This is a genomic window from uncultured Thiothrix sp. (assembly GCF_937873765.1).
Taxonomy (GTDB): domain Bacteria; phylum Pseudomonadota; class Gammaproteobacteria; order Thiotrichales; family Thiotrichaceae; genus Thiolinea.
In genome coordinates this window covers 67,136-81,248 of the sequence record NZ_CALMZC010000054.1, presented here as the reverse complement: position 1 = coordinate 81,248, position 14,113 = coordinate 67,136, and the positions used below count along the sequence as shown (strand labels likewise).

Sequence of the window (14,113 nt, the reverse complement as noted above, 5' to 3'; positions counted from 1 at the left end):
TTGTCGGGGTATACCCGTTCCACAGTTTAACTAGTTGAGGAATTTCCATGAAGAAGTGTCTGCTGGCCTTATTGGTTTCTAGTGTTTCAACTTTAGCGGTTGCTGCTGATTTGCAGCCTGCGATTGTCTATGACCTCGGTACTAAGTTCGACAAATCGTTCAATGAGGGGGTCTCCAACGGGGCAAAGCGCTTCACTGAAGAGACTAAGGTAGAAGTTCGTGAGTTTGAGCCTGCCAATGATTCACAAATCGAGCAAGCTATTCGCAAGATGGCAAGCCGTGGTTCTGATCCGATTATTTCTGTTGGTTTTAGTCAAGCAAATGCTCTAACTGCTGTGGCTAAAGAATTCCCTAAAATCAGCTTCACAATTATCGACAGCGTGGTAGAACAACCGAATGTGCGTTCAGTGACTTTCAAAGAAGAGCAAGGCTCGTTCTTAGTGGGTGCTTTAGCCGCAATGGTATCTAAAACCGGCAAAGTCGGTTTTGTCGGTGGTCAAGATATTGCTTTGATTCGTAAGTTTGCGTGTGGCTATGAGCAGGGCGCGAAATATATTAAAAAGGACATTGAAGTCTTCCAAAATATGACGGGTTCGACGGGTGCAGCTTGGAATAACCCGAGTAAAGGTGGCGAGTTAGCAAAATCTCAGTTTGACCGTGGGGCAGATGTGATTTTCGCGGCAGCGGGTGGTACGGGCATTGGTGTCTATCAAGCGGCGAAAGACAATGGCAAATATGCGATTGGCGTCGATTCCAACCAAAACCACTTGCAACCGGGCACGATGCTCACTTCCATGATCAAGCGGGTCGATAATGCTGCATATGATACCTTTAAGGCAAAAATGGATAGCAGTTGGAAGGCAGGTGTTGTTTCTTTGGGGCTTGCAGAGAAAGGCGTAGGTTGGGCAGTCGATGAGCACAACGAAGCCTTAGTCAAACCTTATATGGAAAAAATGGCTGAAATCGAAAAAGGAATTGTCGATGGCAGCATTAAAGTCCATGACTATATGACCAACAACCAATGTGAGTATTAAGCCTTGAGTGCCTGCGCCTTAGAGCTGATTGGAATCAGTAAACGCTTTGGCTTAGTCAAAGCGAATCAAGATATCTCCCTGTGCGTTCCTGTTGGAACTATTCATGGCATCATCGGCGAAAATGGCGCAGGCAAATCAACCTTAATGAGCATTATCTACGGATTTTACCAAGCGGATAGTGGTGAAATCCGTATTCAAGGTCAACCTGTTACCGTCCATGACTCTAAACAGGCGATTGCGCTTGGCATTGGGATGGTGCATCAACATTTCATGTTGGTGGATGAGTTCACGGCTTTAGAAAACATCATGTTAGGCGCAGAAGGTGGTGCTTTACTACATGAAGGTGAACAGCGAGTACGTACACGTTTATCTGAGTTAAGCCGCCTTTATGGCTTAGAAGTGCCTTTAGATATTCCAGTGAACCAGTTAGCAGTCGGTGTACAGCAGCGGATTGAAATTCTCAAAACCCTCTATCGTGAAGCCCGTATTCTGATTCTTGATGAGCCAACGGGTGTGCTCACCCCACAAGAGGCTGATGATTTATTCAAAATTTTGCGGACTCTCAAAGCAGATGGCGTGACCATTTTGCTGATTACACACAAGTTGCGTGAAATTATGGCGATTACCGATCAAGTTTCCGTGATGCGTCAAGGCCAAATGGTGGCTCATCGTGCAACGACTGTAACCAGTATGCCTGAACTCGCTGAATTGATGGTGGGGCGCAAAGTTCGTCAATCGGTAGACCGCTACGCACAGCCTACAGGTCGAGTGCTGATGGAAGTGCGTAACTTAACCGTGCGTGATAAACAAGGTATTGCACGCGTTAATCAGGTCAGCCTAAAAATCGCTGCTGGTGAAATTGTTGGGATTGCAGGGGTGTCGGGGAATGGGCAAACCGAGTTATTGCAGGCTCTAGCTGGTATCCTTCCTTTCAGTGAGGGTGAAATCAGTTTTGCTGGGCAAAGCATTACACCTAAGCAGCCAGTAAATGCGGCGCAGATGCGGAAATTAGGGATCGCGCATGTTCCAGAAGATCGACATCGAATGGGTTTAGTCCTCCCTTTTGCGGCTTATCAGTCTTCCATTTTGGGTTATCAGCGTGTGGAAAAATATAACCACGGTTTAACCCTTAATGATCCAGCGATTCGCACTGAATATACTGGGCGCGCCGAGCAATTCGATATTCGCCCGCGTGATCCTTTCCTCGGCTCGAATAATTTCTCTGGTGGGAATCAGCAAAAGATTGTCTTAGCGCGTGAAATAGGTGCTGACCCCCAGTTACTCCTAGTCGGGCAGCCAACACGTGGGGTCGACATTGGTGCGATTGAGTTTATTCATCAGCACCTTATGGACATGCGCAATGAGGGGAAGGGTGTTTTGCTGGTGTCGGTGGAGCTGGATGAAATTATGACGCTCTCAGATCGGATACTTGTCATGTGTGGTGGCGTGATCACGGGTGAAGTCAGTCGTGAACAAGCGAATGAACAAATCCTCGGCCTATTAATGGCCAATGCTTTAGACACTAACGACCAACAAGGACACTCTGCATGAAAGCAGCGACCTTAAACAAGTTTTTATCGATTTTCCTATTGCCTGTGTTGAATATTCTCACGGCATTTATTTTTACTACTTTACTTTTTTTAGTGATTGGTATTGATCCTTGGGAAGCGGCCAAAATTCTAGTGCAAGGTGCTTTCGGTTATGAAGAAGGTATTGGCTATACCCTGTATTACACCACCAATTTTATTTTCACCGGCTTAGCAGTAGCCATCGCTTTCCATGCAGGGCTATTTAATATTGGGGGCGAAGGGCAGGCGTATATCGGAGGCTTAGGTGTGAGTTTAATTGCTTTAGGCTTAGGTTCGTTCTTGCCCCCCTTATTGTTGCTGCCTTTAGCCATTCTAGCGGCAGCAGCTTTTGGTGCGGCTTGGGCGGCAATTCCCGCTTACTTGCAAGCCTACCGAGGTAGCCATATCGTTATTACTACGATTATGTTTAATTTCCTCGCAGCTTCGTTGATGGTGTATTTGCTGGTCAATATTTTCTCTGAGGCGGGTCAAGGGATGCCTGCAAGCCGAGCTTTTCCAGAAAGTGCGAGCCTTTGGACTTGGCAAACTTTCATGGCTAAGTGGGGTGTCGAGTTTGCCGCCTCACCCCTCAATGTATCGCTAATTCTGGCTCTAATATGTTGCGCTGCGGTTTGGGTGTTTTTATGGAAAACTCGCTGGGGTTATGAGTTACGCACAGTCGGTGCTAATCCAGAGGCTGCTATTTACGCAGGGATTAATCCTAAGCGGGTCATTATCTTGGCTATGTTAATCTCGGGTGCTTTAGCGGGATTCGTGTCTGTGAATGAGCTGTTAGGTGTGCAGCATCGTTTAGTCTTAGGATTCAATACCGGCTATGGTTTTGCTGGGATTGCCGTGGCTTTGATGGGAAGGAACCATCCGCTTGGGGTGATGCTCGCGGCTTTATTATTTGGCGCACTGTATCAAGGGGGCGCTGAGTTGGCTTTTGAAATTCCTAGTGTCACGCGTGATGTAGTTGTTGTCATTCAAGGCTTAATTATTCTGTTCTCAGGTGCTTTAGAGTTTATGTATCGAGCGCCTTTGCAGCGCTGGTTATTAAGTTTTGCGAGGGAGGTTTAATCATGCAGGATGCTTGGGTTTGGTTAATTTTAAGTCTAGATGCTACCTTGCGGGTTTCAACCCCTTTGATTTTTGCTGCCTTAGCGGGTTTATTCTCAGAGCGTTCAGGGATTGTCGATATTGGTTTAGAAGGTAAGATGTTGGTTGGAGCTTTTGCGGCTGCGACAGTCGCTTCTGTGAGTGGTTCCGTGTGGCTCGGTTTATTGATGGCAATTGTAGCTTCAGTGGGTTTTGCTCTATTGCATGGTTTTGCTTGTATTACGCATCGAGGTAATCAAGTTGTGAGTGGAGTCGCGATTAATATCTTAGCTTCAGGCTTAACCGTAGTTCTGGGGTTAGCTTGGTTTCATCAGGGTGGCTCGACGCCTGCACTAAGTAATGATCAGCGGTTCACGGCAATTAATTTACCTTTTGCTCAGCAGGTAGCTGATATACCGGGTCTTGGTTTGTTGTATAGCGAATTATTGTCTGGGCATAATATTTTAGTTTATCTTGCTTTTGCTTTAGTGCCTTTAAGTTGGTGGGTGTTATATCGCACTCGCTTTGGTTTGCGCTTACGCGCTGTGGGTGAGAATCCTAAAGCTGTGGATACGGCGGGTATTTCAGTAGCTGGCTTGCGTTATCGTGCCGTAATGATTGCAGGTGTGCTGTGTGGCTTTGCTGGGGCTTATTTAGCGAATGCGCAAAATGCGCAATTTATTCGTGATATGACAGCCGGTCAGGGCTTTATGGCCTTAGCAGCCTTGATTTTTGCGAAATGGCGTCCTTGGCCGATTTTATTTGCCTGCCTGCTATTTGGCTTCTTAGATGCAGTAGCTGTACGTTTACAGGGTGTGAGTTTGCCGGGTATTGGTCTGGTTCCGGTGCAATTAATTGAGGCTTTACCTTATTTGCTTACCGTAATTTTATTGGCTGGATTTATTGGGAGGGCCAATCCGCCGAAAGCGGTTGGTTTGCCGTATGTGAAAGAGCGTTAGGCCTAAAACCCTAACAGGGCTATTAAAGTGCCTAAAATTAAAGCTCCACTTAGGATCGCTAAATAAAAAAATAACTTATTCTTTTTATCTGAGTTGGCTGAAACTTTTAGGGGTGTAATCAGCGTTGGTTGGGGTTGTGTGAGCTGCTCTAATTTAGAGTTTGTTGCGCTTGGTTCGCTCCAACCCATCGCTTGCGGCGTAGTCTGCGTGAGTCGAATAGGCCGATTCTTCAAAAGCTGATGTAGCCCCAAATAATCAAGCATTAACTCAAAAGTATTCTGACCCTGTAAGGGAGGAATAATATCTTGTAGTTTGCCCCCTTCCGGTAAAACTGGTACAAACTTAGTCCGCGTCGCATAGCCATTATAAATGGCTTCAGTAATCACTAAACCACTAAAGTTTTCAGTGTCAGGCGCAACCAGTTCATTCACTCGATAGCGCTCTAAATAATCCGGTGTGCAAATCACTAGAGCGAAATCGGCTGCGGCAAGTTCTGTTTCTAGCCAAGCGCGCCAACCCTCATCAGGCGATTCGTCTAAATAAAAATCTAAGACACAATTAAACCCATCTTCTATAAGGCGTTCGGCAAGTTCGAGCACAAATTGCAGATGATGCTCGGAATCATGGCTATAACTAATGAATACACGTGTATGGTTGGGCATGGCTATCTTCCTTAAAAAAAGGATCTTTATAATTATAGCGTTTTTACTATTGAACCCATAGTTTCTTAAGTTTCTGAGGAACTCACTGAGTGTTGATAGGGTCATTATCAAAAAGGGAGCATGTTTTATGATCAATCTAAAAAAAAGCGGTTTACAGGTTTCATTGATGGCGTTAGCCCTCAGTCTAAGTGCTTGTAATGACCAAACGACTCAAGCAACTCAAACTGGGCAAGTGAAACCTTTATCGCAAACTTTGCAAGAGGAGGATCGTCAAGCTGCGTTCTATGATCAAGCGGATAGTTTGTGGTATTTGGAGAATGAACGTGCCAAGCGGCTAGCAGAGGGTGAAAAAAAGCCAGAAAGCTTAATCCAAACCACTCCACAATTTAAACGCGAACCAGGAGATTACAGCTTTACCGAGCCACCTATTCCCCCTTTAAGTAAGGCAGGGCAGCTCTTGAATTTACCTGATCCCGGTACAACTCCGCGTTTTACAGTCAACGGCTTGCAATGGCCTGCAAATGTAGGTGACTTAAGTATTTCTATGTGGGCTAAAGATAAAATAGCTGCCTTTAGCCTGACGATTGATGATAATCATGTGCAAGATCATGCTTTTTGGTATGACATGTCTGCACAGTATGGCTGGAAATGGACTTGGTTTTTGATTGCTAATCAAATTGGTTGGAGTTCGGCAGATCATTGGGGGCATTGGCAAAAAGCTGTAGATAAAGGCCATGATGTGCAATCACATGGGCAGACGCATTTATGCGATGCGCTCTTCAACACTTTCCGTGAATATCGCCAATCCCAAGTGGAAATTGAGCGAAGTCTAGCTAATGTAAAGGTGCGTGCTCTAGCTTATCCCTTTGGTATCAATACTGATAAGCGTGGTTCGCCCTGTGAACCTTTAACCAGTGACCGTACTAAAAACAGTCGTGCTGAAGCGGCTAAGTATTTCTTGGCAGTGCGTGATGTGTATGGTGCTTTGAGTAATCCAGCTAAAATTGATTATTTAAAAGTACCTTCAGTGAGTTCAGCACGTAATTTTTTAAATCCGCAAGCACCTTGGGCTTATTTTGATTCAGTGTTTAATCCCACCAGCGCAAATTATCGGACTTGGTATGTGGTGCATTATCATAATATTCCCAATGATACGGCGAAGAATGAGGTACGCCAAGTCTTAGCGCATCTGCAGGAAGTAGAAGATAAGGTTTGGATAGCACCTTTTACTCAGGTTGCTCAGTATGGTCAGGAATATGCTACGGCTCAGTTGACCAGTGTGCAGCGTACCGCGAATAGTGTGAGTTTCCAACTCAAGGATCAAATGAATGATACTTGGTTTGACCAGCCACTGACGCTCAAAATGCGCTTACCCGATGCTTGGAATGGCAGCTTGAGTGTGAAACAAAATTCAGTCAGTCGTGCTGGACGCACGGTGGTTAATCAAGGTAAAACTTATGCTTTATTTGAAGTAGTACCTGATCGCGGTTTGGTGACTGTGACTTATTGAAAAAGCACCAAAGAGTCTTTGAGTGCTAAACTTGTGGAAGGGGCGGCTTGGCCGCTGAGTGTCTAATCTAACGAGATAAGGAAGGATTCTGAATGAAACTACGTCAAACACTACGCACGCTTGCTTTAGCATCAGCGCTGGCTTTAGCAGGGGTAGTATCGGCTCAGGCAGCTACTCAATTCATGCAAGTGGTAAACGTCAGCAGCAACGATGCCTTAAATATGCGTGCTGGTCCTGATTCGAATAGTGATGTTATCGGCAGCATTCCCCATAATGGCCAAACGGTGGTAGCTACTGGCAACAAACAAGGTAATTGGATTGAGGTGAGTTGGGCGGGGCAGAGTGGTTGGGTAAATCAGCGGTTCTTACAGCCAGTAACGCAGCAAACTTCTTCGAATCGTGTTAACCGCCAAACTCGTCAGCAGCGTCCTACACGCCAAATACGTCCGAATACTCGGAATGCTAGTGTCAGCCATACGCATCCGGCCAATGAGTGTACACGCTCTGTTACGCATAGCCATCCTAATGGTGGGGTCATGCATAATCACCATTATTCCTGTCAGCCCGGAGCTAATATCAGTGGTGTTAAACCAAAGTTTGCACCGAAATACCAGCAAATGGATGTGCCATTACAGTACTAAACTAATCTGAGTTCAGGTTAGCAAAAAAGCAGCCTTGCCGGTGATACTATCAGCTAATATAAGCGAAGTAGACCAATAGGCTGCTTTCTACTGGAGGCGTAGTTAGAAAAAAGGCCAAGATTGCTTAATAAGCGATAGAGCTTGCGCTAAGTTCTCCCGAGCCTTTAGGCTCAAATCATCGCCTAATTCAAAGACATAGCCGCGAATGTGCAATACCTGCGTGGGGGGCGCATCCATGCCATACACTTGACGGAAAGCATGAAGCAAAGCGGCAGGCGTTAGCGCGTGGCTGGTGTAACTGTCATCCTGTTGTGCGGTTAGTTTTTCCAATAGATACGGCGCGGCGCAACTCACGTCGGCATCCACGAACAGAATGCGTTCCCGCCCGACCAGATCGGTAATATGTTCGACCTGTAATTGCATATCGGTTAAGCATTCGACACGGGGCAGTTGCAGGGCAGCAATGGCTTCCTGCAACAATACGCCCAGTGCATCATCGCCGCGCCCCAGATTACCGTAGCCAAACAGCAGAATGGGAGCAATTTTAGTCAAGTTCACACCCAATACTGCCATCGATATTTTTACTGACGCGGCTGAGCAATTGCCCGTCATGACTCACCAATTCCACTTGTAATGGCATTTTGCCCAAAGCATGAGTGGCGCAAGACAAGCACGGGTCATACGCACGCACCGCGACTTCCAGATGATTGAGCAAGCCTTCGGTGATTTCCTGCCCGTCAAGGTAGTGATTGGCAACCGAACGCACCGATTCATTCATCGCATGGTTATTACTGGTGGTGGAAACAATCAGGTTGGCTTTTTCCACCAGCCCTTGTTCATCCACTTGGTAATGGTGGAACAGTGTACCGCGTGGAGCTTCGATCACGCCGATGCCTTCACGGCGTTTTTCACCCGTTACCACCAAATCCGTGCCCATAATCTCAGGGTCATGCAGCAATGCTTGAATCGCTTCGGCGCAGTACAACATTTCGATCATTCGCGCCCAATGGAACGCCAGCGTGTCGTGTACATACGCACCATTCGCAAAAGCACGGAAACGTACCCGCGCCGCTTCTGCCAACGGAGTGGGAATGCTGTCGCACAGATTGACCCGTGCTAACGGCCCAACGCGATACCAGCCGTTTTCCTTGCCAAGCGTGGTGAGGTAAGGGAATTTCATGTACGACCAGTTGCGCACTTCCTCACGAATCGCCGCGTTGTATTGGGTGTAATCAAACTGGTCGAAAATGTCACTGCCATCGGCACGTCTGGCACGTAAGCCGCCGTGGTACAGCTCCATTTCGCCTTGCGTACCGACCATACCCACATAATTGGTGGGCATGGTGGCGAAAGCATGGTTTTCGGGGTGTTGTAAGTGAATGGTTTCATTCAGCGTTACCGCATCCTGTGACCACGTAATAATGTCGGCAACATCCACCAGTAAGGCTTTACGTTCGTCATTACTTAAGGTTTTGTTCATGCCGCCGGGAACGGTTGCCGCGCCGTGAATGCGCTTACCCGCAATTGCAGCGATGACTTGCTGCCCGTACTTGCGCAGTTTTATGCCTTTCAAACCAATGTCGGGGTAATCTTCCAGCACGCCGACGATATTACGGTGTGCCATATCCGAGCCAAAACCAAACAAAAAGTCGGGCGAAGACAGGTGGAAAAAGTGCAGCGCGTGCGATTGCAATACTTGTCCGAAATGCAGCAAGCGGCGCAATTTAGTCGCGGTCGGGGTTAATTCATCCACGCCAACCAGTTGGTCAACCGCTTTCGCCGCCGCTAAATGGTGGGAAACGGGGCAAATACCGCACAAGCGTTGTACAAAATACGGCACTTCGGTGTAGGGGCGACCTTGGATGAATTTCTCAAAGCCGCGAAATTCGACAATGTGTAAGCGTGCTTCATGTACGTGGTTGTCGGCATCCAGCAGCAGGGTAATTTTGCCGTGCCCTTCCACCCGCGAAATGGGGTCAATGGCAATGCGGCGTGATCCGTCGGTTTGATGGTATTCCATGTCCAGACCCTCAATCGTAATGCAGCATGGCTTTCGGCAGGGAAGGTTCTTTTCCCGCCAATAAGTCGCTCAAAATGGAGAAAAATGCATCGCCCGGTGGCGGGCAACCCGGCAGGTAGTAATCCACGCGCACCACTTCGTGCAGGGGGTGAACCTTGGATAACAACAACGGCAATTCAGGGTCAGACGGAATCATGGGGTTATCCACGCCCACGCCGTTTAAATAGGCTTCTTCCAAACATTCCTGCACCGTGTAATGGTTGCGCATCGCTGGCACGCCGCCGTTAATGGCGCACGCCCCGACCGCAATCAGGATTTTGCATTGCTGACGGAATTCGCGCAGGACGTGCACGTTTTCGGCATTACACAGTCCGCCTTCCACCAAACCAATGTCGCAGGGCTGGCAATGTTTAATGTCAGTGAGGGGGGAACGGTCAAACTCGACGTGTTCCAGCAAGTCGACCAGTCGCTCATCCATGTCTAGAAACGACATGTGGCAACCGAAACAGCCTGCGAGTGAGGTGGTGGCAATCCGAATCTTACTCATCGTGATGCTCCGTTTTTTGTAAGCCGACGTGCGCGACATCGGCTTCAGTAACCGAATGCAGGTCGAAAGTACGCCGCCCAATCGGGATTTCATGCCCATGATTTTTCGGCAGAATCGCGCCCACCGGACAAATGTGTGCGGCGGCATCGTCCAACGTTAAATCGCTATCGCCGAGTTTGCCGCTGGGGGAATTGACGATTAGGTGCGAAGCTGCTCCGCGTCCGCCAATCGCGAACACGTTTTTGCCATCCTGTTCGCGGCTGGCTCGCACGCACAATTCACACAATACGCAGCGGTCACGATCCAACACAATGTCAGGGTGGGAAGCATCGATTTCACGCAATGGGTAAAACGGTGGGAAATGCCCATCCAACATGCCGAAATGGTAGCCGAGGGCTTGCAAGGTACAATCGCCCGTTTTGCTACAGGTCGGGCATAAGTGGTTGCCTTCCACGAACAGCATTTGCACCAGCGTTTTGCGCACTTCTTGCAAAGCGGGGGTATGGTTATCGACTTTCATGCCAGCGGTAGCGGGTAAGGTACACGCCGCAGCACTGCGCCCATCCACATCCACGGTACACAGTTTGCAACTGCCGTGCGGGGTTAGCCCCGGTTTGTGGCACAGGTGCGGAATGTAAATGCCCGCTGCTAAGGCCGCATCCATAATGGTTTGTCCGGGCGCGAAAGGGATTTCCAGCCCGTCAATAAATAAGGTATGACTCATGATAAATGCGCCTCTGCATCGTCGCGGTGGGTTAAATCGCGGGTCGTGGCAAGTGCGGCATCCAGATTAAAGAACGGTTCGTAATCCTGATGCAGTAAGCGTTCGCTGCAAACTTGCGGGAATTTTTCCAGCAAATCCAGCAGCGGATTGGCAGCGGTTTGCCCCAGCCCACAATGCGAACGGCGTTTCACCAGCTTGCCCAGCCGTACCATTTCTTCGCGGTCATAAGCCGTACCATGTCCGGCGGCAATTTTATCGATGTACTTGCGCAACAACGGTGTTCCGACGCGGCAAGGCGTGCAAAATCCGCAGCTTTCGTGGGCAAAGAAATGGGTGAAATTGCGCACCACTGCCAGCAAATCGCGCTGTGCGCCATACACCATGATCGAGCCGCCCGTTGCGAGGTCTTCAAACGCCAGCTTGCGCCCGAATTCTTCGCGACTCACCAATGTGCCAGACGGCCCCCCAACTTGTACGGCTTGTGCATCCAATCCGCCACAAGTTTCCAACAAGGTTTGCAAGCTAATGCCGAATGGGAATTCGTAAATACCGGGGGCGGTGCAATCGCCACTCACACTGAGGATTTTTGTGCCTGCGGATTGCGCTGTACCGTGGTCACGGAACCATTGCCCGCCATGCACCGCAATGTGGGTGGCTGCCAGCAAAGTTTCCACGTTATCCACCACGGTAGATTGCCCGCGATAGCCGTGAGTCACGGGGAATGGGGGGCGCACTCGCGCCACACCGCGTTTTTGTTCCAGCGATTCGAGCAAGGAAGATTCTTCGCCGCAGATATACGCGCCCGCACCCAGCACAATGCTAATGTCGAAGTCGAAACCAGGTTGCTTGAGGATGTTTTCCCCTAGCAAATTGGTGGCGTGCATTTCTGCGAGGGTGGCTTCTAGTGACGGTAACAAGTAGCGGTATTCGCCGCGCAGATACAGGAAACCGTGCCGTGCATTGATCACATAGGCGCATAACGCCATGCCTTCAAACACTTGTTGCGCAAAGCTAGTGAGTAACACGCGATCTTTGAACGTGCCGGGTTCGCCTTCGTCGGCGTTGCACACCACGTAATGTTCCGGCGCGTCGGCAGCGCGGCACAATTGCCATTTCAGCGCGGTATTGAAACCCGCTCCGCCGCGTCCGCGCAAACCGGATTGCTTGATTTCGGCTAGCAACTGATCTGCATCTGTTTGCAGGACGGCGCGTAATCCCGCACCTGCGGGCAATGCATCGTTGATCAGCAAACCGGCATGACGGATATTGTCCTGCACTGAAAACCAGCCGACAGGCCATGCGTCCAGCGGGGTGGCAGTATTTACCAGTGCAGTAAGCTGTGGCAACTGTTCCGTCGTCAGTTTGGTCAGGGTACGCCCGTTGACCAAGGCTGCCGCGCCCTGATCACACATGCCCACGCACGAAGTCTGGTCAATACTGACCTTGCCATCGGCGCGGGTCACACCAGGTTGCACATCCAGCAACTCGCACAATTGCTGCATCAACGCCAGATCGCCACAACTGGTACAATTACTAAATAAAATGTCGAAACACCCACGCGGAGTACGGTGGAAAAAATTGTAAAAATCAATGACAGCTTCGATTTGGCTGATGGGCAAACCTAGTTCAGCCGCCAAGGGTGCAAGCGTTTCAGCAGGAATGTAGCGGTGATGCTCCTGCAACTGGTGCAGACGATGTAGCAAATGATCAGCAGATGGCTGTTTTGCTAGAGAGGGTAGTGGGGCTAAGTGCATAATGTATTACAATTAATAACCTTTTTGGAAATCAATCAAGTAGTCTAAGGTTTGACCTTGGTGAAAGTGCTGATAATTCTGCACAAAGATTTTTACCACATCCATTGGAAAGGAAACTGCAGCCTGATGCGGGGTGATATACACATTATCCAAAGACCACAAGGGGTCATTTGCTGGTAAGGGTTCCTCCTCAAAGACATCCAAAACGGCAGCACGCAATTGCTTAGTTTGTAAACTTTCCGTCAAGGCTGCTTGATCGACAACAGTACCGCGTCCAACATTAATTAAAACCGTTTCAGATTTTAATTGCGCTAAAGCAGCAGCATTGAATAAGTGATGGGTACGATCTGTAGCAGGCAGAGTAATGACTAAATAATCTAAATCCTGCAAAAAGGACGTTAGTTCTGGCAGAATGTAAAGCTCATCTACATTTGGTACAGCTGCAGGACTCAGTTTTAATCCTTTCACATACATTGAAAAATGTTTGGCAGTGCTGGCAAGGTGCTGACCAATAGCACCTAAACCGGCGATCCCGATGCTTAAGCCAGCTAAACTTCGATAAGAGAAGGGCTGCCAAAGTTGTTGCGTTTGTTGTCGATAAGCACGCAGTAAACCCCGCTCCAAAGCCAAAATATAACCGAATACATATTCACTTATTAAAGAGCCAAATACGCCTTTGACATTGGTGAGCCAATAGTCACTGCGCAATTCAGGCTGGCATAAAGCATTCACCCCTGCAAAAGTCGATTGTACCCAAACAAGTTTAGGTAAGCGTTCGAGTAGCGGAGCTAGTAGCGGCGGATCCGCTATGACTAGATTAATCTCGCTTAAGTTATCAGGTAAAACTTCAAGGCTAGTGGCGAGATGCATGTACAAATCAGGGAGTGCATAAGACGCAAGTAGTCGCTTATAGGTTGCAGCTTCTGGACTTAAAATGAGTAGATGATTCATGTTTAAGTCTTATCTTTGAATTTAATAATGGGCACTTGGATTTGCCAATAAATAGCCGCTACTCTCAAGCTAAAAATGGCCAACATACCAGTTATCATCGCTGCTGTTTCAGGAATATAGCTACGAACTAAAGTATAGACGACTACCCCAATAATAGCTGCTAGGGCATACATTTCACTACGCATCACGAAGGGTGTCGTCGGTGTGAGTACATCGCGAATCATCCCGCCTGCTATGCCTGTGATCACGCCCATAATCACTGCTACTGGCTCAATTAATTGATAACTCAATGCCTTTTGCGCGCCTAAAATAGCAAAGAGAGCTAAGCCAGCAGCATCTGCAACATCGACCAGATAGAGTTTAGGGGGGGGGGTATAAAAACGCAGGGCAAGAATCGACAGAACAGTGGTCGGAATGATGATCTGAATGTAGCTAGGATCAACGGCCCAAAATACAGGCGTAGCCCCAATCAATAAGTCACGTAAAGTACCCCCACCCACTGCACTCACAAAGGCTAGGACGAGAGCGCCAAAGAAATCCATCTGATAACGTGCTGCTTGCAGCACTCCACTGAAGGCTAAGGTAACCGTCGCAACGATTGTTAAAATTTGCTGAAAAAACTCTAGATTCATGTGCGGTATTCTA

14 protein-coding genes are annotated in these 14,113 nt (G+C 48.3%); 6 read left to right on the top strand and 8 right to left on the bottom strand.

All coding sequences use genetic code 11. The features are described from left to right. The first annotated feature begins 47 nt into the window (after positions 1-47). Genes Q0307_RS15850 through Q0307_RS15835 form a run of 4 tightly spaced genes read left to right on the top strand, consistent with a single transcriptional unit; the run spans position 48 to position 4,659 of the window. Positions 48-1,034 carry a BMP family ABC transporter substrate-binding protein gene (locus Q0307_RS15850; RefSeq protein ID WP_298661861.1) on the top strand — a complete coding sequence of 329 codons (987 nt, stop codon included), beginning with the start codon at positions 48-50 and terminating at the stop codon, positions 1,032-1,034. Between the two features lie 3 nt (positions 1,035-1,037). Continuing rightward, positions 1,038-2,585, top strand: coding sequence for an ABC transporter ATP-binding protein (locus Q0307_RS15845; RefSeq protein WP_298661860.1), 1,548 nt, complete (start codon positions 1,038-1,040; stop codon positions 2,583-2,585). Then, positions 2,582-3,682, top strand: coding sequence for an ABC transporter permease (locus tag Q0307_RS15840; RefSeq protein ID WP_298661859.1), 1,101 nt, complete (start codon positions 2,582-2,584; stop codon positions 3,680-3,682). Before Q0307_RS15845 ends, Q0307_RS15840 begins: the two co-directional genes overlap by 4 nt. Before the next feature lie 2 nt (positions 3,683-3,684). Beyond that, positions 3,685-4,659 (top strand): ABC transporter permease, encoded by a 975-nt coding sequence (locus Q0307_RS15835; protein ID WP_298661857.1) that lies wholly within the window; start codon positions 3,685-3,687, stop codon positions 4,657-4,659. A gap of 2 nt (positions 4,660-4,661) precedes the next feature. Here the strand turns inward: Q0307_RS15835 and Q0307_RS15830 are convergent, their stop codons facing one another. Further along, positions 4,662-5,321 carry a toll/interleukin-1 receptor domain-containing protein gene (locus Q0307_RS15830; RefSeq protein ID WP_298661856.1) on the bottom strand — a complete coding sequence of 220 codons (660 nt, stop codon included), beginning with the start codon at positions 5,319-5,321 and terminating at the stop codon, positions 4,662-4,664. A 127-nt stretch (positions 5,322-5,448) separates the two neighbouring features. On the opposite strand from Q0307_RS15830, the gene Q0307_RS15825 reads away from it, so the two are divergent. Continuing rightward, positions 5,449-6,831 (top strand): polysaccharide deacetylase family protein, encoded by a 1,383-nt coding sequence (locus Q0307_RS15825; protein ID WP_298661855.1) that lies wholly within the window; start codon positions 5,449-5,451, stop codon positions 6,829-6,831. Positions 6,832-6,923: 92 nt separating this feature from the next. After that, positions 6,924-7,472 (top strand): SH3 domain-containing protein, encoded by a 549-nt coding sequence (locus tag Q0307_RS15820; RefSeq protein WP_298661854.1) that lies wholly within the window; start codon positions 6,924-6,926, stop codon positions 7,470-7,472. Positions 7,473-7,574: 102 nt separating this feature from the next. On the opposite strand, the gene Q0307_RS15815 is transcribed toward Q0307_RS15820, so the two are convergent. The 7 genes from Q0307_RS15815 to Q0307_RS15785 are packed head-to-tail and all read right to left on the bottom strand — an operon-like array spanning position 7,575 to position 14,100. Beyond that, complete coding sequence (locus Q0307_RS15815) at positions 7,575-8,030, bottom strand: hydrogenase maturation protease (RefSeq protein WP_298661853.1); 456 nt, start codon at positions 8,028-8,030, stop codon at positions 7,575-7,577. Next, positions 8,017-9,492: a Ni/Fe hydrogenase subunit alpha gene (locus Q0307_RS15810; RefSeq protein WP_298661852.1), complete on the bottom strand. Its 1,476-nt coding sequence runs from the start codon at positions 9,490-9,492 to the stop codon at positions 8,017-8,019. The genes Q0307_RS15815 and Q0307_RS15810 overlap by 14 nt, the downstream gene beginning before the upstream one ends. A gap of 10 nt (positions 9,493-9,502) precedes the next feature. After that, positions 9,503-10,039, bottom strand: a complete 537-nt coding sequence (locus Q0307_RS15805) for an NADP oxidoreductase (RefSeq protein WP_298661851.1) — start codon at positions 10,037-10,039, stop codon at positions 9,503-9,505. Beyond that, complete coding sequence (locus Q0307_RS15800; RefSeq protein WP_298661850.1) at positions 10,032-10,763, bottom strand: 2Fe-2S iron-sulfur cluster-binding protein; 732 nt, start codon at positions 10,761-10,763, stop codon at positions 10,032-10,034. The genes Q0307_RS15805 and Q0307_RS15800 overlap by 8 nt, the downstream gene beginning before the upstream one ends. After that, the gene (locus Q0307_RS15795) at positions 10,760-12,517 is read right to left on the bottom strand and encodes an NADH-ubiquinone oxidoreductase-F iron-sulfur binding region domain-containing protein (RefSeq protein WP_298661849.1); all 1,758 of its coding nucleotides are present in this window, start codon (positions 12,515-12,517) and stop codon (positions 10,760-10,762) included. The genes Q0307_RS15800 and Q0307_RS15795 overlap by 4 nt, the downstream gene beginning before the upstream one ends. A gap of 12 nt (positions 12,518-12,529) precedes the next feature. Next, positions 12,530-13,468 (bottom strand): D-2-hydroxyacid dehydrogenase, encoded by a 939-nt coding sequence (locus Q0307_RS15790; RefSeq protein WP_298661848.1) that lies wholly within the window; start codon positions 13,466-13,468, stop codon positions 12,530-12,532. Positions 13,469-13,470: 2 nt separating this feature from the next. Beyond that, positions 13,471-14,100: a trimeric intracellular cation channel family protein gene (locus tag Q0307_RS15785; RefSeq protein ID WP_298661845.1), complete on the bottom strand. Its 630-nt coding sequence runs from the start codon at positions 14,098-14,100 to the stop codon at positions 13,471-13,473. Positions 14,101-14,113: the final 13 nt, after the last annotated feature.